This window comes from Sphingomonas tagetis (genome assembly GCF_024211275.1).
GTDB lineage: Bacteria > Pseudomonadota > Alphaproteobacteria > Sphingomonadales > Sphingomonadaceae > Sphingomonas > Sphingomonas tagetis.
Map to the genome: position 1 here is coordinate 71,731 of NZ_JAMLDX010000015.1, position 23,456 is coordinate 95,186.

Genomic DNA, 23,456 nt, shown 5'->3' on the forward strand with positions numbered 1-23,456 from the left:
GCGCGGCACCATGACCCTCCAGCAGCAGCGCTTCTCGCCCGAAGCCGTCATGCACTGGTCGCAGACGCTACGGCGCGATGGCTATTGCATCATTCCCGACGCCATCGACGTTGCGGCGGTCGAGACGATATCGTCCGATTTCGCCGGCGCGTTCGAGAACACGCCGATGGCCATCGGCCCCTTCTACGGCTCCTGGACCAAGCGGTTCCACGGCTTGCTGGGACGGTCGGCAGAGATGGACCATTTTGTGCGCGACCCGCTTATCCTGTCGATCGCCGAAGAGATCTTGCTGCCGGGCTGCGAGATGATCCAGCTCAACCTGACCCAGGCGATCGAGATCCTGCCGGGCGGACGCGAGCAGCCGCCGCACCGGGACCAGGATATGTGGCCCGTCCGCCAGCCGGGGCTTGAGTATCTGGTCAATGTGATGTGGCCATTCACGCGCTACACCGCGGAAAATGGGGCGACGATTGTCTGGCCCGGCAGCCATTTGCGGCAGGAAGAGATCGTGCTCGACCCCGCTGACGCGATTATCGCGGAGATGCCGCCCGGATCAGCCCTGCTGTTTCTCGGCTCGACGCTTCATGCCGGCGGCGCGAACCGCACATGCCAGTCGCGGCGCGGAATGATCGTCAGCTACAGCCTGGGATGGCTCAAGCCCTATGAACTGCCCTGGCTCGCCTATCCACCCGAGATCGCCCGGACCTTCCCGCGCGAGCTCGCCAAGCTGGCCGGCTACCGATCGCATCGCCCCAATCTCGGCACGTTCGAGGGACGCTGCGCGTCCGACCTGCTTGAGTGCGACGAAACGCCGAAGGGCGCTGTCGACGCCTTACGCCCGGAGCATGAGGCGCTGATCGAGCAATATTATGCGGGCATGTTCGATGGAGGGCGCAATGGGCCTCCCAAATCCGGCCGCGAATGACGGGCCGGCAACCGCGCAAATGGATGCGCTTCGCACGATCGCCCGTCTGACGCTGCGCATGCACGCGGCGATCGGCGGGCAGCTCGGCCGCGAGCTATTCTCCGCGCCCGCGCTCGACATGCTGCTCGACCTCTATGTGCAGGAAGACCGGCAACCGATCTCGCTGACGAGCCTGTGCGGCGCCGCCTCGGTCCCGCCGCGCACCGCGCTCAACACCATCAACCGGATGGTCGAGCGCGGCTTGCTCGATCGTTCGCCCGACCCCGATGACGGGCGCCGCGTTCATATCCGCCTGTCGACGGCGGGGATCGAACTGCTCGACGCCTGCTGCGCCGATCTGCGGGCGATCCTATGGCAGGACCGGTGGCGGTGACGCCGCCGGGCTTGCCTCTTTCAAATCTCTGAGGCAGATTTGTTACACGAAGCGGGTTCTGCCGGCGGCCGCTTCCCGGATATTTTCCGCCAGGCATCACGAGCGCTGAACCGCGAAGGTTCGCCGCAAGCATCGGCTTCTATGTCGGCATCCCGAGGATGCTGGGCTCGTGTTTCTTTCGTCGTTCGACGTCGCGCAAATCGACGTCCTTATCCGCCGTGGCGGCGCGTGACGCCATGCTCGATCCATTCGGGCCGGCATGCGGCGTCACGCAGGATGAAGACAGTCACCGGCGCCTCGCCGCCATCTATCGCGAACGGGCGCCGCAGCTCACCCGCTATCTGCGGTCCCGGCTTCGCGGATCCGATGGCGAAGACCTCGTGCATGACGCGTTCGCACGGCTGGCGCGGCGTGGCTCGCTCGCGACACTGCAAAATCCCGAAGCCTATCTCAAGCGGATCATCCGCAATCTCCTCATCGACCGGAAGCGCCGCGCCGCGGTCAGGCCGCAGCTTGTCGATCTGGAGGATCATGAGCCGCAGATCCGGGCCGACCAGACCGATGGCATCGAGTTAGCGCAGTTGCAGACGCGGTATCGGACCGTCGTGGACGCATTGCCGCCCCGCACGCGGCAGGTGTTCCTGCTCCATCGCGTGGAGGGCCAAAGCATGAAGGACATTGCAGCCGATCTGGACATCAGCACGCGGACCGTCGAATGGCATGTCGCCCAGGCGATCCTCAAGATTGGCGAGGCGCTCGACCGACCATGACCGACTCATCCCAACCTCACGACCGGCCCGCCGGACAGCTGACCGAGGAAGCTGCAATGTGGTTCGCGCGGATGCGCGGGCCCGAGGCCGAAGCACACCGACCCGAATTCGACTCATGGCTCGCCCGCGGCGCGCTTCACAGACGCGCCTACAACCGCGCCGCAGAAATCTTCAGCATGGGCAAGTTTCTCGAAGCGGAACCCGGGGCAGAGTCCGCGCACGACGAGCGCGGTAGCCCATCGACGGCGCGCAAAGGCGCGCTCGCCGGCCTCGCCGCCATCGCGATTGCTACGGCCGGAGCAATTGCCTGGCAGACAGGCTTGCTTACCGCACCGACATCGCGATCTGACATTGCCGGACGCGCGGGTGATCAGGCCGCACCGCTACCACTGGCGGTGCTCGAACTCGCCGCCGAAACATCCCCCGAGGTCGAGACGCTCGTCGATGGCTCGAAACTCACGCTGAGTCCGAACACCCGGTTGAACGTCCGGCTCGAAGCGGCCCGGCGTACGCTTTGGCTTATCAAGGGCCGCGCCCGCTTCGAGGTGGCGCATGAGGCGCGGCCCTTCACCGTGATCGCCAATGGTACGCAGGTCGTCGCGCGGGGAACGGTGTTCGACGTCGAGATTACGCCGGAGGACCGCGTAGCGGTGAACTTGCTGCGCGGCGCGGTCGATGTGACGACACCCGCCCGCGGTTCGGCCAAGGCTACGACGATGCGGCTCCGGCCCGGCCAGTCGATCATGGTCGCGCAGCTCGCGCCGGGCGCCGCCACCATCGCGGACGCGCCATCGGTCTCTGCCACAACTGCTATCGAACCCACGTCCGCGCTGCGCGACTTCACCGGCGTTCGGCTCGCCGATCTTGCGGCCGAAGCCAACCGCTATGGCCCGGTGCCGATCCGTCTCGCCGAGCCACGTCTCGGCAATATGCGCGTGTCGGGCAGCTTCCGAATCGACGACACGGAAAAGCTCGCAGGGCGGCTTGCCCAGGTGCTCGATCTGCGCGCCGACCGCAGCGATCCCAAGCAGATCACGCTGTCGGCCCGCTGAATAAATTTTCAGGGCCCACCCCGTAGTCGAGGAAATTTCGCGTCCTGTCCTCTGAAGCGAGCCGCCGTGGCTCGCGAATGAGGGGGCTGGAATGGCAAATCACTCGATGCGGCGTCGTCTGCTGACTGGCGCGGCCTATGCGCTGATTCTGACGGGCACGGCTGCGGCGGCACAAAGCGGCCAACGCCAGACCTACGGCATCGCCGCGCAGGATCTGGGTGTCGCGCTCAAGGAACTCGCGCGTCAGTCGGGCAAGGAGGTGGTGTTCGCGGCGGCCGCGGTCGAAGGCAAGCGTACCGCGCCGCTGCGCGGCAGCTTCACCCTCGAGCAAGCGGTGGACCGCATGCTGCGCGGCACGGGTCTCGTCGCCCGCTATGACAATGGCGGGATCCTGATCGAGGGGCGAGCGCAGGCGTCGGGCGAAGTAGACGACCGCCCGACGGAGAATGACGGCATCGTCGTGACCGGCTCTCGCATCGCGGGACCGACGCCCATTTCGCCGACGATCGTGCTGAAGCAGCGCGAGATCGCCGATGCGGGCTTCTCGAACCTGGGTGATCTGATCCGCTCGATCCCGCAGAATTATTCGGGCGGGCAGAACCCGACCGTCGCCGGCGGCGGCAATCAGGGCGGGACCAACCAGAACACGACATCGTCTTCAACGCTCAATCTGCGCGGCCTCGGTCCCGATGCGACCCTGACGCTCCTGAACGGTCACCGGCTGCCCTATGACGCCGTCGCCCAGGGCGTCGACATCTCGGCCATCCCGCTGGCCGCGATCGACCGGATCGAGATCGTCACCGACGGCGCGTCGGCCATCTACGGTTCGGACGCGGTCGCCGGTGTCGCGAACATCATTCTCAAGCGAAGCTTCGAGGGCGTCCAGACGTCCGCCCGGTTCGGCCTGTCCACCGATGGCGGCAATGAACAGCAGCAATATTCGCTGGCAGCGGGCACCGACTGGCAGTCGGGCGGATTCCTCGTGACCGGGGATTTCAGCCGCTCGACCGCGATTCTGGCCGGCGACCGAAAGGTCACGCGGACCCTTCACCCGACGGCGACGCTCGTTCCAAAGCTCAAGCAATATACCACGATCCTGAGCGGCTATCAGGAACTCGGAAGTGCCGCGCGTCTCGAAATCGACGCGACATATATGCGCCGTGAGTCACGCCTCCAATTGGCCTCGTCGACCACGGCAAGCTATCTAACCAATGGCGCGACAGCCGAGCCCAAAATCAGTAGCTTTTCGGTGTCGCCGTCACTGGCGATCGACGTTGCGCCGGGCTGGGAAGCCTATCTCGAAGGCACCTATGGCGAGAGCCGCACCGGCGTGCAGACCCGGCTCTATTCGGCAGGCGCCTTGGCGCTGACGGCGCTCGTCGATTACAACAACATCCTCAAGACCGGCGAGGCGGGCATCACAGGCTCGCTGGCATCGCTGCCCGGCGGCACGCTGAGGGTCGCGTTGGGCGGGGGCTATCGATCGAACACGCTCGACTTATTCACCCGCTCGATCACGGGCGGGACACTGCGCGTGTCGGGCGATTTCGCTCGGGCGCGGGATAGCCGCTACGGGTTCGCCGAAGTCCGCGCACCGCTTATCGAGCCCGAAAATTCGACGCCGCTGATCCATCGGCTGACGCTCAGCGGTGCGGTTCGATACGAGCATTATGACGTGCTCGGCGGGGTCGCGACGCCCAAATTCGGCATCCTCTATTCGCCGGTGCGCGATCTCGACCTGAAAGCCAGCTGGGGGCGATCGTTCAAGTCGCCGACGCTGTATCAGGAGTTCCAGTACAAGTCCGTCGCGCTGCGCCTGGCGACAGCATACGGCACGTCCACCTTCCCGGCCGGATCGACCGTGCTGCACCTGTCAGGCGGCAACCCTGACGGCCTCCAGCCCGAGCGTGCCGAAAACCTCACACTCGCGTTGGCCTGGCGGCCAGGCTTCCTGCCCGGAGCGATCATCGATGCCAGCTATTTCGATGTCGCTTACAAGGACCGGATCGTCGCGCCGATCAGCTCCACGCTCGGCCTTTTCGCCGATCCGGTCTATGCGCATTTGATCACGCGCACCCCGACCCCAGAGCAGATCGCCGCGGCATTGGCGAATGCGCCGACGGGCCTGTCGAACCAGGCCGGCGTTCCGTTCGACGCGTCCCGCGTGGTGGCCATCGTCGACAACCGGCAGCGCAATTCGTCGCGCCAGGCAATCAAGGGTATCGATCTCAGCCTGCGCTATGCGTTCGGCGTCGGGGCTACGGGCACGCTGACCCTGCTCGGTAGCGGCAGCTATATCGAGAGCGAGCAGGTGCTGGTGGCAGGCCAGCCCACGGTCCAGCTGGCAGGTACGATCTTCCGGGCGCCGCACTGGCGCGCGCGCGGCGGCGTGAGCTGGCAAGAAGGCGGACTGACCGTCACCTCGTACCTCAACTATGTCGGCGGCACCGAAGACCGGCGCGTCTCGCCATTTGTCGATGTGGGATCGTTCACCACGCTCGACGCGGCGATCACCTACCGGGTCGAGGCGCAAGGCTCGCCCTTCCATCGGCTCGAGCTGTCGCTGGCAGCGTCGAACCTGCTCAATGCGCCGCCCGATACGATCCGCAACTCGCTCGCCACCGATCCGACCTATGACTCGACCAACTATTCGCCGGTCGGCCGATTCTTCAGCTTCACGATCCGCAAGCAATGGTGAGCAGATGCCCGCGCCGGATTGCCAAGGGCGGCATGATTTCGCTCGCCGCGATCGTGCTGGCCACGACCTCGGCGCGGGCATCCTGCGAGGACGTGGTGCCCGCCGATCCGGCCGGCGCGCGCGACTCGCGGGACATCGAGCCTATCGATCTCGCGCGCCTTCGCGATATCGGGCCCGGCGCGGTCACGTTCCTGAACCGGAGCCCAATCGGGGTATCTCCCGACGGCAAGCAGATCGCGTTTCAGGCACGGCGTGCGGATCCTGGCACGAACAGCCATTGTCACGCCGTGCTGGTCATCGAGCCGGATGCACCAGCGAAGCAGATTGTGGTCGATCGCGGGGGCGAGTTGATCCGCGTGCATTTCCAGCGCGGCCCGCTGTCCAACTATCCGAGCGGAGAACCACAGCTCATTACGCCAATCTGGTCGCCGGACGGCCGCCATATCGGGTTTCTCAAGCGCATCGCCGGCCGAACTCAGGTCTGGGTCGCGGCGGCGGATGGCTCGGGCAGCCGACAATTGACCCACGCCGATGCCGATGTGGAGGCGTTCGACTGGACGAGCGACGGCGCGATCCTGTTTCGCACCCGGCCGCAGCGGCGTGAGGCGCTGCAGGCGATCGACGACGAGGGCGGATCCGGTCTCGTCTTCGACGAGCGTTGGTCACCGCTCGCTCGAAATCGGCCCTCACATCGAGAGCCGACCGCAACGCTGGTCGAGCGAATCGACCTCATCGGACAGGTGCGGCCCGCCGACGGGGACGAGCGCGAGGCGCTCGGTCGGCATGAAGCCGTGCCTGAGGGCGCGATCTGGACGGCGGCATCCCCTATTGCCGTTGCCTGGATCGCGCCCGATGACCCGAGCAGCCCCTGGAACGATGGCCGGTTGCGGGTTCGTCGCACCGGCCGGCAGCAAATTACCTGCACCGCAGCGGCCTGTGCGGGGCAGTTCACGGCCCTCTGGTGGAGCCGTGACGAAAGGGAAGTCTGGTTTCTGCGCCGTACCGGCTGGGGCAATAGCCAGATCTCGCTCTACAGCTGGCAACCCGGCCACAGCTCGCCGCGTCATCTCCTGACCACGCGCGACGAATTGCTGGGCTGCCGCCCTGCCCGGACGCGACTCGTCTGCGCGCTCGAGCAGTCCGCGCGGCCCCGCCGAATCGTGAGCGTCGACACGAAAACAGGCGAGATCAGCGAGATTTTCGACCCCAATCCCGAATTCGCAGGCTTCCGGCTCGGCCCCGTCGAGCGGCTCCAGTGGACGAATGATCGAGGCATCGAGATCTATGGCGATCTGGTCCTACCACCGACGCGCAAGCCTGGCGAACGGGTGCCGCTCATCATCGTACAGTACCGCACACGTGGCTTCCTTCGCGGCGGCACGGGCGACGAATATCCAATCTTCGCGCTTGCCGCCCAAGGGTTCGCCGTGCTCAGCCTCGAACGGCCGGACTATGTATCGAGCCTAACCCCGGGCACGAATTTCGCGGAACGAGCCAAGCTTAATTATGGCGGCTGGGCTGACCGCAGGAGCGTGCTGTCGGCTTATGCGACCGGAGTCGCGCTGCTCGACCGGCGTGGCCTCATCGATCCGGCGCGGGTTGGCATCACGGGCCTCAGCGATGGCAGTGTCTCGGCGCAGTTCGCGTTGGTGAACAGCTCGCTGTTCGCCGCCGCAGCCCTGAGCGGCTGCTGCGAGGAACCCAAGACGCTTGCGCCCCTGCTGGGACTGACCGGGTCAGCCCGGCTTCGCACCTATCTTTACCCAGCCTACACCGAAGACAAACCGGAATTCTGGGAACCCTATTCGATCGCTACCAACGCCAAGCGGTTCCGCACGCCCTTACTTGTGCAGTCATCGGACGATGAATATCTCGCCAGCCTGGAAACCTTCACCTCACTTCGCGAAGCCGGGGCGCCGATCGACCTGATCGTCTTTCCGGACGAGCATCATACGAAATGGCAACCTGCTCACCGGCTTGCCGTCTATCGCCGCAACATCGCCTGGTTCAGCTTCTGGCTCAAGGGTAGCTCATCACCGGACGCGATGCCCTCGGACCTCGGGCGATGGGCTACGCTGCGATCCGCATCTCGTCGCCAACCTGCGCCATAGCGGCGGGAGCATTCGTGCGGGCAATTGATACATAACACCTTGTGTGATATCTCCAGACCAAGGAGACCGGGCCGTTGCGAATTTTCAAGAACGGCTGGTTCGAGCGCTTTGCGCGAAAGGAGCGATTGAACAACGAGGTGTTGATCACTGCTGTCAAACAGGCGGACGCGGGCCTGATCGACGCCGATCTGGGCGGCGGCCTTATCAAACAGCGCATCGCCCGGCCGGGTGGCGGCAAATCGGGCGGATATCGCTCGATCATCGTTTTCCGCAGTGGCGACCGGGCTGTTTTCCTGTTCGGGTTCGCAAAGTCGGCCCGGGACAATATTTCCAAGGCCGACCTTGCACTGCTGAAGCAGACCGCGAGCGAGGTGTTGGGATGGCAGCAAGAAGATCTAGACGCGTTGGTGCGCTCTGGCGCACTGGTGGAGATGGACGATGACGAAGAAAGCTGAGGCCAAGACCTATCGCAGCGAGATTGCCGGCGCTGTGCATGAGATGATCAGCGGCGCCCATGAGGCGGGCGTTGTTTCGCTCGAGACTTTGCGCAGTTTCGACAAGGCATGCCTTGCGCCCATTCCCGTCATTGAAGGCGCGGAAATCCGCGCTTTGCGCGAACGCGAGCGCGTTTCACAACCCGTATTTGCGGCCTACTTCAATGTGTCGCGCAACCTGGTCTCGGACTGGGAGCGCAATGTGAAGCGGCCGGGCGGTCCCGCGCTTCGACTGCTTTCGATCGTTCAGCGCAAGGGGCTGCAGGCCATCGCCTGATTTAGGTCTCACGCTGAGGGCGTCAGTAGCCTGTTCCTCGTGCGTGCGCCCAGGCTTCGGCATCGCTCAGCGTAAGGATCCGCACGTAGGCGTCGCCTTGTGCATCCACCGGGCGCTGAAAAAACGCCTCGACCGCTGTGCGATCGATAAGCTTCCGCGCGCTCAGCTCCCCTTCGAGCAGATTCTGCATGATCGCCGCCCGATTGTGCTCGACGATCTGGCGATAGAACGCCCCTGGTCCGCCTTTCGTCCGACGCCTTGCGATCGCGTGCGGGAGTTGCCCGGCAAAGGCATTTCGGGCGACCGCACGATCGCGGCCACCCTCGATCCACTGCCAAGTCTGGATCGACAAGCAGAGCTCGACAATCGGCTGCGCCAGCAGCGGCGTGATCAACTCGAGCGGCTCGTCGCGCGCAAAGCCCTCGCTGAAATTCTGCGGCCGAAGCAGTGCCGCGATATGCGCCGCCCGTCCAGGCAAGCCATGGTCGGGGACCTCCAACCAGCTATGTTCTGCCTCGGCCGATCCTATCGCCTCCGTCAGGTCGGGATGAATAAAGCGCAGGTCGCTCGGCCAGCGATGGCGAGCAGCACCCCTCGGCAATTTGCGGATCGCTCGCGACAAAGCCTCCCAGGCACTGCACCCGGTCAGCTCGCAGACGTCAGCGACCGTGCGCCAAGCCGAGATCCGCTGGCGTCTCGACTTGATGCGGTCGGCGATTGGTGCGGCCGATTGCGTGAAACAGAACACATTGTCCCCGCCATTGCCGGAAAACATCGCCTCGGCCGAAATCTCGCTCGCGACGCGGCGGTTGGCCTGGTCGAGCGCCTGCCGTCCCGGCGCCCCTACCGGCCGCGGCAGGTGCAGCGCGCTAGAGGTGCCGATCACGATATCGTCCAGCCGGTAATCTCGATCGACCAGCTCCAGCCCGACATGATCGGCGACGAGCCTCGCAAACCCGCGCTCGTCGCCTTCGGGTCCCGGCGAGACCAGATTGAGACAGGTCGTGCTCGTGTCAGCAAGCGCCGCCGCGACGATGGAGGAATCAAGGCCGCCCGACAGACAGAGTTGAACGCGCCCGAAATCGCTGGCGAGCGCGCGGACCGTGCTCACCACCGTTGCCCGCAGCGCCTCACGCAATTCCGCGGGAGCAAGGCGGCTCGGCCGCACATAGTCCCAGGGTGACCAATGCTGCGTCAATCCGGTGTAGCGCGCGCCGCTGATGCCGAGGATCCAGCCCTGCGGAACCTCATAGACATCCCGCAGCACCGTCTCGGTGCGCCGAAGCGCGGGTCGCAATAGCGCGGCGGCCATCGCATCCCAGTCAATTTCCGGATCAATCAGGCCCGCCGCAATACCGAGATCGAGATCCGAAAGGAGAAAGATCGCATCGGCGGTTTCGCGCACATAACAGGGGAGCGCGCCACTTGGGTCGCGATAGACCTGCACCGAGCCGAGCGGGCATTGCGAAATGGCGACATACTGGCCCCAGAAGCGGTTCGTCAGGATCGCCGGCACCTCGCTGTGCCGATCGAACTGCGGTTCCAGCGCCGTCACCCGGACAGGCCGGTCCGAGCGCGTGAACAATCGGCCAAGCAGATGCGCCCGGCCCGAAGGAGCGGTCATCACCCGCGCCGGCTCATTCGCCCAGATGGCCAACTGCCCAATGGTCGGGACGGCCGCCAGGCCCAGCCCTGCCAGACGCCGCGTCTCGATCCCTGCGCCAGTGCCCTTGCGGCGCTCGATGACGGCGAGAAAGCGAAAGGCCATCAGACCGCCAGGATCGGTCGGTAGCGCGTGACATGCTCCTGCTCGTCGCCGATCACCAGGGCGTCGAGCTGGACCCAGGCATGCGCCGTGAACGGGCAATCCCGGACTCCCAATATCAGCGTCGGCCGATGTCCACTTGCGACCATGAGATCGAACAGGCCGATCGATTTCATGAGGCAACGTTCGTGCGCGGGAATAATGAGATTCGAGAAACGCATCGCCGCGGCAATCGCTTCGATCTCGCGATGGCGGTGGCGCGGCTTCGCCTGGGCGCGCCTGGCGATCACGGCCGCCAAACCGGAGCGGCGAAGTTCGCGTCGCGCGCGAACTTGCAGCAGGACCGCGAGCATGGCGAGCCCGGCGCGGGCCGTGCCTTGCGCCCTCAGGTCGCGCATTGCCGGAGTTACGACGATCTCGCCGAGCGGCCGCGAGATATCGCGGCTTACCGACAGCAGGCCTTCGTTGAGCAGCGGCTGAAGCTTGGCTTCGTCGGAGCCCAAGACGGAGGTTCCCTCTATCGCGCGTATCAGCGCCTGCGTCGTCTCAGGCGAAGCCGCGAAATAGCGATCGCGCTCGACGTCGAGGAAAATGGAGCGCTCGCCAAGCAGGCAGAAATAAACACCATCTGGACTGGTGAGATGCATAAGCGGGCGCTCCGGAAAGAGGGCGCACGGCAGATGCCGTGCGCCCGCTCGATCAGTCGGCGGACAGGCCGGAGACGAGCTTCTGCAGCTCGAACGTGTCCGGCTCGCCGATGACCGGATCGCCCTTGGTTTCCTGGCTGGCGATGCCCAGCTCGAGCACTTCCTTCTGCATGGTACTTCTCCTTGCATGGCACGACGGAATGTCGGCACCGCAAGTATAAGTCGGCAGGAAGTCACCCGCCGTGGGATATTCTGCGCAAGATTTGCCGAATATATCGATCGCTACCAAGTAAACCCTCGATCGGATGCTCTCTAGCCCGGCTCATCGCTGCCAAAGCGCGTCGGAAATGGAGCCGACATGATCAATTCGACGGCGGTGATAGGCGATGATGCGCCTGCGCAGGTTCGTCCGCACGTCGATATTTCCGTTGCGGAGGAATGTCCGGAGCTCACGATCGGGGTCGTCGAACAGCCGTGCTTCGGCGAGTCGCGTATAGTGAAGCCGCTCGCTCATGCGCTGGATCTGATCGGAAAACTCGGCATTTCCCGTGGCTTCGCCGATCGCGCGGAACAGGATCGCAGTGAATGCCGCGTGATCGCCGGGGGCGGTGCCAGGCATTCGTTCCCTAAATAATCGTAGCGAGCCGCGCAGCAGGGCCGCGTCCGCGAGGCGCAATGTTCCCAGGAGGTGCTGCGCGTTCCAGACATACAGGCCGGCCAGCGCGTCGATATCGGGGCGCACGACCCGGATTCCACCATCCGGATGCGCCTCGAACAGCTGCTCACCGACCATGCGCTGTATCGCCTCGCGCACCGGCGTGGTGCTCGCGCGATGCCGATCGGCGACAGCATGGAGGTCGAGGCGCATCCCAGCGTGAAACACGCCATCGAGATACTCTTCCTTGAGCGCTCGATAGACCCGTTCCTGCGTGCTTGTCTCAACCGACATGGTCAGCCTGAAGCGGCGAAGGGCGTGCGCCACTTCGGTGTCAGGGCCGCAGTCAGTTGCTCCAGCTGATGCTTCGCGATGATCTCGACGCACAGGCGCTCGAATTCGCGCAGGTCGCCAGCCAGCTGGCGTGGGAACGCCATCTTCTGGCTGGCGAACATCAGTGGGATCAGGATGTGTCCGGTCGACATGCCGAGCTGGTAGGCGCAGCGCAGGTGATCATCGAGCCGGACCTTGGGATTGCCGGATTCGATCTCGCGTAGCCAGCGCACGCCGATGCCGAGCGACTTCGCCAGTTCGCGCTGGGTAATCCCTTCGCGCTTGCGCGTTTGCTCGATCCGCCGGCCGGACCGTTCCTTCACGAAACAAAGCGGACCATCCGCGTCGGGCTCTTCGCAGTCGAGCGACATGCACGCGTCTCCATCCTGGAGCGTCCGCCCGCCAAGGGCTGATGCGACGCGTGGTAGGGTGTGCAACACACCTCGGTCAAACTGAACTGCGGCAAGTATTTCCAGAATTCACAACGTGTTCGCCTAAGCGACTACATCCGTTTCGGACCGAGTCTGGCCGGTGTCGTTCGACGGGCTCGCTCCAGCGCCGCCAACAATTCGGGCGGATCCGCATCGAGCGAGATCTGCAGCGCGACCAGATAGATGCTGACGATCGTGGGCGGATCGCCATCGATGCTGATCTGCGCGGCGATACCAGCCGCGCACTCACCCAGGCCCTTGGGCGCGCCCAGGAAGAACTTTTCGCTGCCGTTCAGTCCAGCCGACGGGAGCCGACGGAGCTTCGCGGCAATCGTGGCCGTCGGGATCGTCTCAAGATGCAGCACGGCCAGTTGTAGCGTCGTGCCCCAAGCCAGCATCTGCCGCGTCGAGCGGATCAAATGGCAGTGCGCCTCGATCAGGAGGTCCATCCCGGCGGGCGAGAGCTGCAGCTTGAAGGTTCGTGATTGGCGAGTCACCGGCCCCTCCCCCCAAGTGCCAACACAGCCGCGCTGCTCGCGGCGGAATGAGCCAGCGCGACAAGGATCGAAGGCACTTCACTGCCCCCCGCAACCTGACGCGGACCCGAGATGAACAATTGAGCGCTTCTGCGGCGCCGCAAGGACTTGAGATGCATTGCCTGCCGCTCCGGTTGTTCAGTGCCCTGACGATTGTCGAACGCCGCCACCTTCCGCATTCCCCCTCCTGTCTCCGGCGGCCCGAACGAACGGTTTGCTTGCCGGATGGTCCAATCGAACCGCGCGCAGTGCCCTGCGCGAGCAGGAGAACAACGTCATGCCGATGCGGTCATGGTGCATAGCTGCCCTTGCCCTTTTCCCAACTGTGCCATGCCTGACGCCTTGGGCGCAGGCACAGAGCTATCGCCCCGACGCCGAAGGCTATCCGTGCAGCAAGCGCGTACCTCTCGATGTCGCCGCCACCGAGCAGGGCTTCGTGATCGAACCGCGCCGCGAACCGGTCCCGGCAATCAGCGCGGCGCGGCCCGCCAGCGTGGCGATCGGCGCGACGCTGAAGGTCGACCGCGCCCTGCTCGACGGCACGCTCAGCGCCACGGAGGTGACCGATGCGGCGCCTCGCTGAACTGGCGCTCGGCGCGGCGCTCAGCGCATCGCTGCTCGCCGCGCCTGCCCTCGCGCAGGACGCTTCGCCGAGTTCCGAGGAACCGCTCGCCGCAGCCGCACGGGACGCGCAACAAGCTCTACGCCAGACCTTCACGAACCTGCAGTTCGAGGACTTCGGACCGGCGCCTGTGAAGGGTCCGCTATATCAAGCCAATGCCGGCGGGAGAATGATCTATTTCGCGCCGGAGAGCGGCCACCTGCTGTTCGCCGCGGTGTATGACCGCAACGGCGTCAACGTCACGGCGCTGGCGCAGGACGCCAGCGCGCGCAAACGGCTCGGCGCGATCGACACCAGCAAGGCGCTGGCGATCGGCCCTCAATCCGCGCCGGTGGTGATCGAATTCACCGACCCCGATTGCCCCTATTGCCAGGCGCTCGACCGCTTCTGGTCGTCGAAAGCGGCCGAGGGCAAACAGGTGCGGCGGCTCGTCTTTTTCGTGAGCGGCATCCATCCCCAGGCAGCGGCCAAGGCCGAGCATATCCTGTGCGCCGCCGATCCCGAGGCTGCATTCCGAGCGGTCTATTCGGGTTCGGTCCCGAAGACGCTCGGCAAATGCGCAGAGGGCGCGACGAAGGTCGCGGCGCATGCCGAGATGGTGCGCAAGCTTGGCGTGTCCGGCACGCCCACGCTGTTCGCCGACGGCAAGCTGATCTCCGGTTTCCAGCAGGCCGAGATCGAGGCCTTTCTCGACGCAAAGCAGCAGGCCGGCAATGCGCGGCCGTAAGGGTTCGGCGCCTCAGGGCCGATCCCACTTCTCCACCCATCTGGCGGGTCTCGCGCCCTGCCCGGCCATGGCGCGCCACGCGTCCGTCCGGCGACACGAGCACCGGGATGCCGGCGGCGACGCCCCCCGCGGGAGCCGTCCAGTGCCGCCGCCGGCCGGAAACGATCCTCATCGTGCCGGCAGGCATAGCTTCGGACAGCTCCCATCTTCGTGGAGACCATCGATGTTCAAACTGACTTTTGCGCGCGGCCTCAAGACGGCGGACGCCGCCTTGCTGCTGGTCCTGGCGCTTGTTGCCGGAGCCGGCGCGGCCCATGCCTTCGCCCAGCCCAAGGTCGGCGACCTGGGTTACGACATCTACAACATCGTCGTGAACCAGGGCGTCAAGGGTCCGCTCGGCTTTGTCGGCGGCGTGGCGGCCTTCCTGTTCGGCGTTTCGCGCCTGTTCTCGAACATCATGATCGGCATTCCGACGATCGTGGCGGCGGTCTGCCTGATCAAGGCCGACTCGATCCTGCAGACCTTCGGGATGGTGATCTGAAGGCGCGCGCCGCCGCGCCTCAAGCGGCGGCCGCGAAGCGCCGGGGGGCGAAGGGTCGCCTCCCGGAAATCCACCAAGCGCATCAACAAGCAAGGGAGAAGGGCATGGACGAGCGTCTTCCACAGTTCCTGCACCGGCCGGTCCAGATCCTCTGGTTCGACAGCCAGGAGTTCATCGTCGTGATGTCGACCATCTTTGTCGCCGTGATCGTCGGCGGGCTGGTCGGGTGGGCGCTGATCGGCGCGCTTCTCCTCTTCATCCCGTGGAAGCGCACCAAACCGCGCGGGTTCATCCCGCATGCCGCCTGGCGCTGGGGCCTGCTGCGCTTCCGTCACTATCCGGGTCCGACCCAGACCCGCTTCTACGAGTAGCGGCGCATGTCACATCCATTCCGGCGCAGGGCGCCCCCCGACATAATCGGCGACACGAGGCCGAGTTGGCACCTCCACCGCTATCTGCTGGGGTCGGCCAATCTGTTCGACGAGAACCGGCTGCTCAAATTCGCGATCGCCGGCCTGTTCGGCATCACCGCGGTGCTGGGCACCTTGCTCTACACCTCGAACCTCAACCAGCGCACGGTGATTGTGCCATTCGGCGCGCGCGGCGACCTCTATGTCACCGGCAACAAGCCGTCCGACGCATATCTGCGCACGATCACGCGCAACATCGTCAGCCTGTCAGGGACCTATTCGGCCTATTCCGCCGACCAGCAGTTCCAGGAGCTGCTGAGCCTCGTCCACCCCTCGGCCTATAACGGCCTGCGCGACAGTTTGAGCGAGTTGCTGGACGAGCTCTCGCGCAACCCGACGCTGTCGATCGCCAGCTATGTGCGCAACGACAAACCGGTGACGTTCACCACCACGGAAATCGTGGTGCCAGTCGAGAAGGTCCGCGTGATCGGCGGCGTGATCCGCAAGTTCCAGGGCACGCTGCGCATCAAATATTTCATCGACAATGGCCGCTTCTGGCTGACCGCCCTCCAGGAGGAAGATTTCAATGCCGATCCCCGGTAAGCGCTCGAGGCTTGCCTCGGGCCTGGCGGCGCTGTGCGCCGCACTCCCCGCTCCTGTCCTTGCCCAGTCGATCGCGGCGCTACCCGACCAGACGAGCCGGCTTCGGCTCTCGAACCGCGACGTCAATCACCTCGTGTGCGTCGGCGGCGAGATCGAGGACGTCAAATTCTCGGCCGAGAAAGGCATTGCGGTCGAACGCGGCGGGTCGGACGCCTGGATCAAGTTCCTTGTCAGGGAAGTCGACGAAGCCGGCATGAAGACGCGCAGCTTCGTAACGCAGCCCGCCGAATTCTATGTGTCGTGCAACGGGGCGATCTACCCACTCTATGCCGAGCCCGCCGACATTCCGGCGCAGACGGTGACGCTCGTGCCGGGCACTGCCCAGCGCGCGCGCAGCAACGAGGCGCTGCTCGGCCCGCTGGTCGAGGAAGAGCGCGCCGTGTCGATCGCGCTCGCGCTGCTGCAGGACCGCGTGCCCGGCAGCTTCACCGAGATCGCGCCGGGCCGCGCCCGGCTCGCCATCGCCGACCTGCCCGGCATCGTCGTCGAGGAGCGCCGCCGCCTCGCCATCGAGGGCGCGGGCCTCACCGCCAGCGAATATCTGGTGACCTCGCCGGCAGCGGTGACGCTCGACGAACGCGCCTTTCTCGACACCACGCTTGGCGCGGACATCTTCGCGGTCACGCTCGACCGCCTGACCCTCGCCGCGGGCGATGCTGCCCGGCTCGTCGTGATCCGCCGGAGTGCCGGGCTGTGACCGCCGGCGAGGATCCCAAGCCCAAGCCCGCCTATGACCGCAGCCGTCCCCACCGCGGCGAATATGCAGGTGAGCCTGTGACAAGCGAGCGCCCCGCGCTGCTCGACTTCCGCAAGCAGTGGCAGCGGCTGACCTCCGACCAGAAGCTGCGCGCCAAGCAGGTCGGGATCGCGGGCATGATCGGCGTCGCCGGCTTCGCGCTCTACACCGCGAGCTCAGGCTCGTCCGAGCCAGTGGAGACCGCGGCCAAGGCGACCAAGCTCGACATGGGCGCAGGGCTGCGCGGCGACAGCCTCGAGGTCAAGCTGCGCGGCGACCTCAAGAAGATCCTCGAGGGACAGGGCCTGCTCGGCGACCGCGTGACCGCGATCGAGGAAGGCAAGGTGAGCCCAACGACAGCTGGCGGAACGAAGGCCGGCGAGCCCGGTCCTCTCCCGTCAGCATTCCCCGGCGACATTCCGGCTTTTCCGCCGCAGCCGCCCGACGCCCCGGCGGGCGACAATGCGCCGCCGATCCCGCCCATGCCATCGGCCCCCGAAGCGCCGCCCGCCCCGCCGGTCGAGCGTCAGGTCGGCGCGATCGGCGCGGCCACCACCGCAGTGGTGGCGCCGCAGAACGGCGGGGGCGCCGAAGGCTCAAAAAAAAAGCTGCGCACGATCTATTTGCCACCTGGTTTCATGAAAGCCCGGCTGCTCACCGGGATCGACGCGCTGGCGAGCAAGGATGCGACCAGCAATCCCGAGCCGATCATCGCGCGTGTGCAGGCCCCCGCCGTGCTCCCCAATGAGGTCAAGGCCAACCTTGCCGGCTGCTTCGTCGTCGGCAACGCCACCGGCAGCCTCGCCAAGGAGCGTGTCGAGGTCCAACTCGTGTCGATCTCGTGCATCGATTTCGAGGAGCGCGCGGTCGTCGATCAGCCGATCAAGGGCTTCTTCGTCGATGCCGACGGCAAGAAAGGCCTATCCGGCAAGGTCGTCACCCGCGCCGGCGCCACGCTCGCGCGTACCTTCATCGCCGGCACGATCGCCGGCATCGCGCAGACCGTCGAGAGCAGCGTCGGCGATGTCTCGACCTCGGCGCTGGGCTCGGTGCGTTCGCTCGATCCGGCGGACGCCGCCAAGGCCGGGATCGCGGGCGGCTTCGCCCGCTCCTCCGACAAGCTGACCGAATTCTATCTCGACCTCGCCCGTCAGGCTGGCCCCGTCGTCGAGGTCGGCGCCGCCAAGGATGTCGTCGTGGTGATCCAGGAAGGCCTCGCGCTCGAGATCAAGCCGACCGTCGGAAGCAAATTCTGATGCCCGCCCATCTTCCCATTGGAACCTGTATCATGCGCCCCAAGCTCGCCGCCCGAACCCGCTGCATGACCGCACTGGCAGCGGCGCTGCTCACCCCGGCCTGCGCCACGCTCGGCTCAGTAATGTCGCCCTATTCTGAAAAGTTCAGCTGCAAGAATGACGATCACGGCCAGTGCATCCATCCCGAACGGGCGCACGACGATGCCGTTGCCGGGATCGCGTCGAAGTCAGACCCGGCTGTGACCAACGACCCGGCAATACTCAGAAAGCAGGGTTCGCCCACCCTACCCGGCGAGCGCCGCAAGGCCGCCCCGACCGCGTTCGGCAGCTATCGCGACAGCGTCTATCGCGAACTGAAGGGCCTGCTCGAAGCGCCGGTCACGCCGATGCTCAAGCCCGCGCGCACGGTGCGGACCCTGGTCCTTCCCTATGCCGACCGCCAGCGGCCCGACCGGCTCTATATGCCGCGTTACATCTATTCGATCCTCGACAGGCCCGCCTGGGTGGTCGGCGGCACGCTCATCTCCTCGCCCTCGCGCGCCGCGCAGGCGCCGATCCTCGGTCAGGTGCGCGAGCAGGGTGACGACGCGCCCGACGTGGCCAACCCCGCCAGCCCCGCCATTCAGGGTCTGGAGCCGCAACGATGAGCGCCCGCGCCTCGAGCCTCAGCTATGCCCGGCTGCGCAACAGCGTGCGGCGCGACAGCTTCTCGGACTTCCTGCCGCTGATCGCCTGGGACGAAGCGAGCGAGGCGTTTCTGTGCGTCGACGATTGCTGGGGACATGGCTGGGAGATCATCCCCAGCGCCTACATGTTCGCGCATGTGCAGGGCGCGCTGCAGGGCCTGCTCAACGTGCATTTCCCCGACGGGACGGTGCTGCAGCTGCACACTTTTCGCCGACCCGCTGATCGACGATACGCTCGACGCGTTCCTTGATCTCAAGACCCGCGACGATCCGCTGATCCAGGCTTCGGCGCGGCAGACGCGCGCCTATTTGAGCGCGGGCCGCGACGGGCTCAAGGCGCTTCACGACATCCCGGTGCGCAACTTCCGCACCTTCCTCTCGATCAAGACGCGCCGCCCGCTCGACGAGGATCTGCGGCGCCAGGTCGAGGAGCAGCTCGCCAAGCTCGGCATCCGCCGGCTCGCGCCCGAGGAGATGATCGCCTTCTATCGGCGCGTGTTCAACGGGGTCAGCGAGGCCGCGCCCGGCGTGTTCGCCGATGGCGCCACGCTCGACGCGCCGCCGATCTCCAAGCAGATCATCGATGCCGGACCCGATCTCGCGTTCGAGGGCCCGGAGGTCTTTCTCGGCAACCAGGTCGCGCGCTGCCTGACGCCCAAGGCGCCAGCGCGCCGGATCACGGCGGAGCGCGCCAACCGGCTGCTCGGCGGGATGCGCGGCAGCGCCGAGGACAGCGACCAGATCGGCGGCCCGTTCCTCTACACGCTCAACATCCTGTTCGATCACTCGCAGTTCGAGATCCACAAGCGCGCGCAAATCCTCTCGGCGCAAAAGGCGGCGGGCTCGTTCGCGGTCGAGGTCGGCAAGCAGATCGAAGAGATCGGCTGGATTCTGGATGAGGCCGGCAACTCCAAGTTCGTGCGAGTCATCCCGTGCCTCTGGGTGTTCGGTCGCGACCGCCATCATGCGCGCGAACTCGCCGCGCGCGCCAAGCGGCTCTGGGAAAGCGAGCCGCTGCCCTTCTCGATGCAGGAGGAGAGCTATCTCAACCCGACGCTGCTGGTGATGAGCCTGCCGTTCGGCCTCTATGCCGACCGCACCACGCTGCGCATGCTCGAGCGCGATTTCCGCATGCCGGTCAAGGCAGCGGTGCTGATGGCGCCGATCCAGACCGATTTTCGCGGCGGCGGCCGGCCGGCGCTGCTCTACACCGGCCGCAAGGGCCAGCTCGTCACGCTCGACCTGTTCGACCCGCGCATCAACAATTACAACTTCATCGTCTCGGCCGAGAGCGGCGCAGGCAAGAGCTTCCTGCTCAACAATCTCTGCCAGCAATATTATGCCTGCTCGGCGCTGATCCGGATCATCGATATCGGCGGCAGCTACCGTAAGCTCTGCACGCTCTGCTCGGGCCGCTATATCGATATCGGCGAGGAGCGGATGGTGCTGAACCCGTTCGACATGGGGCTCGCGCTCGATGGCGACGACAAGCAGTCCGCCATCACTATGGCCGTGGCGATCGTCGCCGAGATGGCCAACGCCTCGACGCGCAAGGGCGTGACCACCTCCGAGTGGAACCTGCTCAAATCCGCGGTGCAATGGACGATCTATACCGGCCGCGCCGATTATGGCGTCGATGCGGTGCGTCAATGGCTCGGCACCTATCCGGCCAACACCAGCAGCGAGCTCGACCGTGTCGACCATCTCGTCCCGCTGGCGCGCGAGCTTGCCTTCAACCTGCGCGATTTCGGGTCGGACGGCGCCTATGGCCATTTCTTCAACGGCGCCTCGACCTTCGACATCCGCAACGACGAGTTCGTCGTGCTCGAACTCGAGCGCCTGAAATCGATGCCGGACCTATTCAACGTCATCGTGATGGTGGTGGTAAACGCGGTCACCCAGGAACTTTATCTTTCCGGACGCGACCGCCCGCGCTTCGTGCTGTGCGACGAGGCAGCGCAGTTCATGACCCGCACCGATGGCCAGGACCTCTCGAGGCTCGCCGAGGCGTTCGGCCAAGGCTATCGCCGCGCCCGTAAATATCGCGGCTCGTTCGGCATCGTGCTGCAGTCGATGAACGACCTCCAGCTGTTCGGCGGCACGGGTCAGGTCATCCTCGAAAATGCCGCGACCCGGTTTCTGCTGCAGGGCTCGACCTATGACAAGGCGGTCGAGAACAAGATCCTCGACTATTCGGGCTTCGTCCTCGAACTCCTGAAATCGGTCCGCAATTCCAAGCCCAATTACAGCGAGGTGTTCATCGACTCCCCGCTGGGCCTCGGCATCGCGCGGCTCGTGGTCGATCCCTTCTCCTACTGGATCAACACCTCGGCGCCCGAGGAAGTCGCCGCGTTCGACGCGCTGATCCGGCAGGGGCTCTCCCCGCTCGAATCGGTCTGCGCGCTGGCCGGGGTCGATCCCGCCACGATCCTCGGCACCAGCCATCAGCTCAACATCGGGAGGGCATGACCATGCGCCAGAAATCCCATGTCCATCCCGGCCAGCTGCCGCTGCAATTCGACAGCCAGGCCGAGCTCGAGCGGCTGATTGAACGCCGCGTCGCGCAGCGGTTCGAGGCCGAGGCGTTTCGCTGGCGGTTGCGTATTGTGATGATCGAGACGCTGCTGCTCGCCAGCCTCGTGCTCATGGCTGGTCTCGCGCTGGGCCAGCCTATCCACACTGTAGTGCGGGCCGCAGTCCTGGTCGGCGCCTCCTGCTTCGCAGCGGGCATGCTCCTGCTTGGCCTGTCCTTCTCCGGCACGCGCCTGTTCGCGCGGCTGCGCCGCGGGAGGCCGCAATGAACGGTCTCGTCTCGCCCGAGCCCTCGCCCGCCGCGCTGCGGCTCGCGGTCGGCAGCTATGTGCTGCTGTTCGTCGAGCTCTATCTCGCCATGCTGCGGCCGGACCTCGCGCTCGACCTGCGCTGGATCGTCTGGCTGGTCACCTTCGTCTCGGGCGCCTCGTTCATGATCGCGCTGTGCGGCCTGCCCCGTCCGGAAGATTTCGGAGGCGGCGATGAACGCTGACGCCGCACCGCGCTGGATCGTCATAGCGCAAGGCTGCACCATCGCCGCGCTGCTCGCCGGCGCCATGCTGATCGGCGTGGCCGGTGCTGCCGCCGCCCCGGCGCAGCATCAACCCGCATCAACTTCGACCATCGGCCGCACCTGGCCGATCGCCGAACCCGACGCGATGGCCGAGATCGCCGCCAGGGTCGCGAAGCAACCCAGGGATATGCGCGCGCAGTTCGGGCCGCGCAACAACTGGTCGGCACTTCGCGCCGCCGCGCTCGATCCCGCGCCTGCCGACCGGGTCCGCACCGTGGTGCCCTTCTACACGCTCGACTTCGACGTGAAGCTGCCCGACGGGCGCATGCTCTATCCCAAGGGCTACAGCTTCAATCCGCTGACCTATGTCAAGCTGCCGCAGCGGCTGGTGATCGCGCATCCACGCGATCTCGCCTGGGCGCTCGAGGCCGCACGGCCATCGGACTTCGTAATCGTCACCGCCGGCGATGCGATCGAGCTTGGCGAACGTACCGGCCGCGCGATCTACCTGCTCGAAGAGCGGATGAAGGACCGGCTCGGGCTCACGGTCGCTCCGGTGATCGTCGCCCAGTCGGGCCACAAGCTCGTCCTGACCGAGTTCGGCCCGCGCAGCCGTGCCGCCACCCTCAAGGCAGGCACCGTCAAATGATCCGCCGCGCCCGCCTCCTGCTCTCGGCACTGACACTCGGCGTCGCCGCGCCGCTCTTCGTTGCGCAGCCTGCACAGGCCTCGAAATGCCCGACCAGCACGATGTTCAACCCGATCACCAAGGTACGCTGGAACTGCATCTTCCCGATCACCATCGGCGGGGTGCGCATCGGCAGCCATGACAAGCTCGACAAGGCGCTCGACGCGCAATCGGCTTCGGCACCGCTCTGCGCCTGCCGCAAGGGCGCGCAATTCTGGTTCGGCGTCAAAGTCTCCTTCTGGTCGCCCAACCGGATGGTCGATGTCGTGACCGAGCCCGGCTGCATGATGGCGCTTGGCGCCGACATCATGGCGACTGACGGCAAGCTGCAGGGCAGCCAGAGTTCGATTTCCGATGGAACAAACACGCGCAAGATGTTCGCTCAAATGCATTATTACATCTCGCCGGTCTGGAAGATGCTCGACATGTTCACCGACCTGCCGTGCATCGAGGATGACGGCTTCGACGTCGCCCTGATCACCGAAGTGCTGCCGACCTGGCAGTCGGGTACCTTGGGCGCGATCATCCAGCCCGAGGCGATCCTGTTCGGCAATCCCGCCGCCGGGCTCGCCTGCATGGCCGACAGCGCGGCGGCGGCCGCCGGCAAGGTCATCGATCCGCTCTTCTGGTGCATGGGGAGCTGGGGATCGACCTATCCGATCGCGGGCGACATCCATTTCGGCGACAGCGTCGAGGCGTGGGCGGGGCTGGCGGCGCGCGGCACCTTCATGATGGGGCGCTTGGGCGCGCTCACGATCAGCTCGAGCGATGGCTGCTCGTTCCGTCCAAGCCCGATCTGGACCAAGTCGCGCTACAAGCTCCAGCTGATGGAGCCGGTCAAGGGCGGCAAGTGCGTCAATATCGGCCGGCCCGGCGCGCTCTGGACGAGCGGCAAGCACGCCCCGGGCCAGGACAACGCCCAATTCATGCTCTTCGAAAAGGTGATCTGCTGCGCCGGAATCCCGGTGCCATGAGCCGATCGCTTCCCCCATGTCGCGCGCATCCGGCCGGTGT

The 23,456-nt window shown here is 65.7% G+C and carries 26 protein-coding genes and 1 pseudogene; 21 read left to right on the top strand and 6 right to left on the bottom strand.

Features of this window, described 5'->3' with window-relative positions; translation table 11 throughout:
- Nucleotides 1–10 precede the first annotated feature (10 nt).
- From M9978_RS17230 to M9978_RS17265, 8 genes are all read left to right on the top strand, one after another.
- The gene (locus tag M9978_RS17230) at nucleotides 11–925 is read left to right on the top strand and encodes a phytanoyl-CoA dioxygenase family protein (protein WP_254295362.1); all 915 of its coding nucleotides are present in this window, start codon (nucleotides 11–13) and stop codon (nucleotides 923–925) included.
- A gap of 19 nt (nucleotides 926–944) precedes the next feature.
- Nucleotides 945–1,298 (top strand): MarR family winged helix-turn-helix transcriptional regulator, encoded by a 354-nt coding sequence (locus tag M9978_RS17235; protein ID WP_254295365.1) that lies wholly within the window; start codon nucleotides 945–947, stop codon nucleotides 1,296–1,298.
- 236 nt (nucleotides 1,299–1,534) lie between these two features.
- Nucleotides 1,535–2,068, top strand: a complete 534-nt coding sequence (locus tag M9978_RS17240) for an RNA polymerase sigma factor (protein WP_254295367.1) — start codon at nucleotides 1,535–1,537, stop codon at nucleotides 2,066–2,068.
- Nucleotides 2,065–3,120 (top strand): FecR family protein, encoded by a 1,056-nt coding sequence (locus M9978_RS17245; RefSeq protein WP_254295369.1) that lies wholly within the window; start codon nucleotides 2,065–2,067, stop codon nucleotides 3,118–3,120. The genes M9978_RS17240 and M9978_RS17245 overlap by 4 nt, the downstream gene beginning before the upstream one ends.
- 106 nt (nucleotides 3,121–3,226) lie before the next feature.
- Nucleotides 3,227–5,818 (top strand): TonB-dependent receptor, encoded by a 2,592-nt coding sequence (locus tag M9978_RS17250; RefSeq protein ID WP_254295371.1) that lies wholly within the window; start codon nucleotides 3,227–3,229, stop codon nucleotides 5,816–5,818.
- 32 nt (nucleotides 5,819–5,850) lie between these two features.
- The gene (locus tag M9978_RS17255) at nucleotides 5,851–7,929 is read left to right on the top strand and encodes an Atxe2 family lasso peptide isopeptidase (RefSeq protein ID WP_254295373.1); all 2,079 of its coding nucleotides are present in this window, start codon (nucleotides 5,851–5,853) and stop codon (nucleotides 7,927–7,929) included.
- Between the two features lie 74 nt (nucleotides 7,930–8,003).
- Complete coding sequence (locus M9978_RS17260; RefSeq protein WP_254295375.1) at nucleotides 8,004–8,384, top strand: type II toxin-antitoxin system RelE/ParE family toxin; 381 nt, start codon at nucleotides 8,004–8,006, stop codon at nucleotides 8,382–8,384.
- Nucleotides 8,368–8,700, top strand: a complete 333-nt coding sequence (locus M9978_RS17265) for a helix-turn-helix domain-containing protein (protein ID WP_254295377.1) — start codon at nucleotides 8,368–8,370, stop codon at nucleotides 8,698–8,700. The genes M9978_RS17260 and M9978_RS17265 overlap by 17 nt, the downstream gene beginning before the upstream one ends.
- 22 nt (nucleotides 8,701–8,722) lie before the next feature.
- Here the strand turns inward: M9978_RS17265 and M9978_RS17270 are convergent, their stop codons facing one another.
- The 6 genes from M9978_RS17270 to M9978_RS17290 all read right to left on the bottom strand — a co-directional run bounded on the left by M9978_RS17270 (nucleotide 8,723) and on the right by M9978_RS17290 (nucleotide 12,980).
- Nucleotides 8,723–10,468 (bottom strand): asparagine synthase-related protein, encoded by a 1,746-nt coding sequence (locus M9978_RS17270; RefSeq protein ID WP_367305121.1) that lies wholly within the window; start codon nucleotides 10,466–10,468, stop codon nucleotides 8,723–8,725.
- Complete coding sequence (locus tag M9978_RS17275; protein ID WP_254295378.1) at nucleotides 10,468–11,112, bottom strand: lasso peptide biosynthesis B2 protein; 645 nt, start codon at nucleotides 11,110–11,112, stop codon at nucleotides 10,468–10,470. The genes M9978_RS17270 and M9978_RS17275 overlap by 1 nt, the downstream gene beginning before the upstream one ends.
- 52 nt (nucleotides 11,113–11,164) lie before the next feature.
- Nucleotides 11,165–11,284: a hypothetical protein gene (locus M9978_RS23555; RefSeq protein WP_436977200.1), complete on the bottom strand. Its 120-nt coding sequence runs from the start codon at nucleotides 11,282–11,284 to the stop codon at nucleotides 11,165–11,167.
- 150 nt (nucleotides 11,285–11,434) lie between these two features.
- Nucleotides 11,435–12,094 (bottom strand): GntR family transcriptional regulator, encoded by a 660-nt coding sequence (locus M9978_RS17280; RefSeq protein ID WP_254295380.1) that lies wholly within the window; start codon nucleotides 12,092–12,094, stop codon nucleotides 11,435–11,437.
- Nucleotides 12,064–12,471, bottom strand: coding sequence for a helix-turn-helix domain-containing protein (locus tag M9978_RS17285; protein WP_254295382.1), 408 nt, complete (start codon nucleotides 12,469–12,471; stop codon nucleotides 12,064–12,066). Before M9978_RS17285 ends, M9978_RS17280 begins: the two co-directional genes overlap by 31 nt.
- Nucleotides 12,472–12,602: 131 nt before the next feature.
- Nucleotides 12,603–12,980 carry a hypothetical protein gene (locus M9978_RS17290; RefSeq protein ID WP_254295384.1) on the bottom strand — a complete coding sequence of 126 codons (378 nt, stop codon included), beginning with the start codon at nucleotides 12,978–12,980 and terminating at the stop codon, nucleotides 12,603–12,605.
- A 412-nt stretch (nucleotides 12,981–13,392) separates the two neighbouring features.
- Between M9978_RS17290 and M9978_RS17295 the strand changes: the two genes are divergently transcribed.
- The 13 genes and pseudogenes from M9978_RS17295 (at nucleotide 13,393) to M9978_RS17355 (ending at nucleotide 23,416) form a co-directional block, all read left to right on the top strand.
- On the top strand, nucleotides 13,393–13,650 hold the full coding sequence (locus M9978_RS17295; protein ID WP_254295386.1) for a hypothetical protein: 258 nt from the start codon (nucleotides 13,393–13,395) through the stop codon (nucleotides 13,648–13,650).
- Nucleotides 13,634–14,416 carry a DsbC family protein gene (locus tag M9978_RS17300; RefSeq protein WP_254295388.1) on the top strand — a complete coding sequence of 261 codons (783 nt, stop codon included), beginning with the start codon at nucleotides 13,634–13,636 and terminating at the stop codon, nucleotides 14,414–14,416. Before M9978_RS17295 ends, M9978_RS17300 begins: the two co-directional genes overlap by 17 nt.
- Before the next feature lie 223 nt (nucleotides 14,417–14,639).
- Nucleotides 14,640–14,957 carry a hypothetical protein gene (locus tag M9978_RS17305; RefSeq protein ID WP_254295390.1) on the top strand — a complete coding sequence of 106 codons (318 nt, stop codon included), beginning with the start codon at nucleotides 14,640–14,642 and terminating at the stop codon, nucleotides 14,955–14,957.
- A 104-nt stretch (nucleotides 14,958–15,061) separates the two neighbouring features.
- Nucleotides 15,062–15,328 (top strand): type IV conjugative transfer system protein TraL, encoded by a 267-nt coding sequence (locus M9978_RS17310; protein WP_069319539.1) that lies wholly within the window; start codon nucleotides 15,062–15,064, stop codon nucleotides 15,326–15,328.
- A gap of 6 nt (nucleotides 15,329–15,334) precedes the next feature.
- Nucleotides 15,335–15,970: a TraE/TraK family type IV conjugative transfer system protein gene (locus M9978_RS17315; protein WP_254295393.1), complete on the top strand. Its 636-nt coding sequence runs from the start codon at nucleotides 15,335–15,337 to the stop codon at nucleotides 15,968–15,970.
- Nucleotides 15,954–16,727 carry a type-F conjugative transfer system secretin TraK gene (locus M9978_RS17320; RefSeq protein ID WP_254295395.1) on the top strand — a complete coding sequence of 258 codons (774 nt, stop codon included), beginning with the start codon at nucleotides 15,954–15,956 and terminating at the stop codon, nucleotides 16,725–16,727. Before M9978_RS17315 ends, M9978_RS17320 begins: the two co-directional genes overlap by 17 nt.
- Nucleotides 16,724–18,022, top strand: a complete 1,299-nt coding sequence (locus M9978_RS17325) for a TraB/VirB10 family protein (protein WP_254295397.1) — start codon at nucleotides 16,724–16,726, stop codon at nucleotides 18,020–18,022. Before M9978_RS17320 ends, M9978_RS17325 begins: the two co-directional genes overlap by 4 nt.
- A 32-nt stretch (nucleotides 18,023–18,054) precedes the next feature.
- Entirely contained in the window at nucleotides 18,055–18,669 is a 615-nt protein-coding gene (locus M9978_RS17330; protein WP_254295399.1) for a TraV family lipoprotein, read from the top strand.
- Nucleotides 18,666–21,177, top strand: a pseudogene (locus M9978_RS17335) (TraC family protein). Before M9978_RS17330 ends, M9978_RS17335 begins: the two are co-directional and overlap by 4 nt.
- The gene (locus M9978_RS17340) at nucleotides 21,174–21,509 is read left to right on the top strand and encodes a hypothetical protein (protein WP_367305116.1); all 336 of its coding nucleotides are present in this window, start codon (nucleotides 21,174–21,176) and stop codon (nucleotides 21,507–21,509) included. Before M9978_RS17335 ends, M9978_RS17340 begins: the two are co-directional and overlap by 4 nt.
- Nucleotides 21,506–21,733 (top strand): hypothetical protein, encoded by a 228-nt coding sequence (locus M9978_RS17345; RefSeq protein WP_254295401.1) that lies wholly within the window; start codon nucleotides 21,506–21,508, stop codon nucleotides 21,731–21,733. The genes M9978_RS17340 and M9978_RS17345 overlap by 4 nt, the downstream gene beginning before the upstream one ends.
- Nucleotides 21,723–22,403 (top strand): conjugal transfer protein TraW, encoded by a 681-nt coding sequence (locus M9978_RS17350; RefSeq protein WP_436977201.1) that lies wholly within the window; start codon nucleotides 21,723–21,725, stop codon nucleotides 22,401–22,403. The genes M9978_RS17345 and M9978_RS17350 overlap by 11 nt, the downstream gene beginning before the upstream one ends.
- Complete coding sequence (locus M9978_RS17355) at nucleotides 22,400–23,416, top strand: TraU family protein (RefSeq protein WP_254295403.1); 1,017 nt, start codon at nucleotides 22,400–22,402, stop codon at nucleotides 23,414–23,416. The genes M9978_RS17350 and M9978_RS17355 overlap by 4 nt, the downstream gene beginning before the upstream one ends.
- The last annotated feature ends 40 nt before the right edge of the window (nucleotides 23,417–23,456 follow it).

Excerpts from the sequence above, each read along its gene's own strand:
- M9978_RS17230 (WP_254295362.1), top strand. The coding sequence starts at position 11 with ATGACCCTCCAGCAGCAGCGCTTCTCGCCCGAAGCCGTCATGCACTGG.
- M9978_RS17235 (WP_254295365.1), top strand. The coding sequence starts at position 945 with ATGGATGCGCTTCGCACGATCGCCCGTCTGACGCTGCGCATGCACGCG.
- M9978_RS17240 (WP_254295367.1), top strand. The coding sequence starts at position 1,535 with ATGCTCGATCCATTCGGGCCGGCATGCGGCGTCACGCAGGATGAAGAC.
- M9978_RS17245 (WP_254295369.1), top strand. The coding sequence starts at position 2,065 with ATGACCGACTCATCCCAACCTCACGACCGGCCCGCCGGACAGCTGACC.
- M9978_RS17250 (WP_254295371.1), top strand. The coding sequence starts at position 3,227 with ATGCGGCGTCGTCTGCTGACTGGCGCGGCCTATGCGCTGATTCTGACG.
- M9978_RS17255 (WP_254295373.1), top strand. The coding sequence starts at position 5,851 with ATGATTTCGCTCGCCGCGATCGTGCTGGCCACGACCTCGGCGCGGGCA.
- M9978_RS17265 (WP_254295377.1), top strand. The coding sequence starts at position 8,368 with ATGACGAAGAAAGCTGAGGCCAAGACCTATCGCAGCGAGATTGCCGGC.
- M9978_RS17270 (WP_367305121.1), bottom strand. The coding sequence starts at position 10,468 with ATGGCCTTTCGCTTTCTCGCCGTCATCGAGCGCCGCAAGGGCACTGGC.
- M9978_RS17275 (WP_254295378.1), bottom strand. The coding sequence starts at position 11,112 with ATGCATCTCACCAGTCCAGATGGTGTTTATTTCTGCCTGCTTGGCGAG.
- M9978_RS23555 (WP_436977200.1), bottom strand. The coding sequence starts at position 11,284 with ATGCAGAAGGAAGTGCTCGAGCTGGGCATCGCCAGCCAGGAAACCAAG.
- M9978_RS17285 (WP_254295382.1), bottom strand. The coding sequence starts at position 12,471 with ATGTCGCTCGACTGCGAAGAGCCCGACGCGGATGGTCCGCTTTGTTTC.
- M9978_RS17290 (WP_254295384.1), bottom strand. The coding sequence starts at position 12,980 with ATGGACCTCCTGATCGAGGCGCACTGCCATTTGATCCGCTCGACGCGG.
- M9978_RS17300 (WP_254295388.1), top strand. The coding sequence starts at position 13,634 with ATGCGGCGCCTCGCTGAACTGGCGCTCGGCGCGGCGCTCAGCGCATCG.
- M9978_RS17305 (WP_254295390.1), top strand. The coding sequence starts at position 14,640 with ATGTTCAAACTGACTTTTGCGCGCGGCCTCAAGACGGCGGACGCCGCC.
- M9978_RS17310 (WP_069319539.1), top strand. The coding sequence starts at position 15,062 with ATGGACGAGCGTCTTCCACAGTTCCTGCACCGGCCGGTCCAGATCCTC.
- M9978_RS17315 (WP_254295393.1), top strand. The coding sequence starts at position 15,335 with ATGTCACATCCATTCCGGCGCAGGGCGCCCCCCGACATAATCGGCGAC.
- M9978_RS17320 (WP_254295395.1), top strand. The coding sequence starts at position 15,954 with ATGCCGATCCCCGGTAAGCGCTCGAGGCTTGCCTCGGGCCTGGCGGCG.
- M9978_RS17330 (WP_254295399.1), top strand. The coding sequence starts at position 18,055 with ATGCGCCCCAAGCTCGCCGCCCGAACCCGCTGCATGACCGCACTGGCA.
- M9978_RS17340 (WP_367305116.1), top strand. The coding sequence starts at position 21,174 with ATGACCATGCGCCAGAAATCCCATGTCCATCCCGGCCAGCTGCCGCTG.
- M9978_RS17345 (WP_254295401.1), top strand. The coding sequence starts at position 21,506 with ATGAACGGTCTCGTCTCGCCCGAGCCCTCGCCCGCCGCGCTGCGGCTC.
- M9978_RS17350 (WP_436977201.1), top strand. The coding sequence starts at position 21,723 with ATGAACGCTGACGCCGCACCGCGCTGGATCGTCATAGCGCAAGGCTGC.
- M9978_RS17355 (WP_254295403.1), top strand. The coding sequence starts at position 22,400 with ATGATCCGCCGCGCCCGCCTCCTGCTCTCGGCACTGACACTCGGCGTC.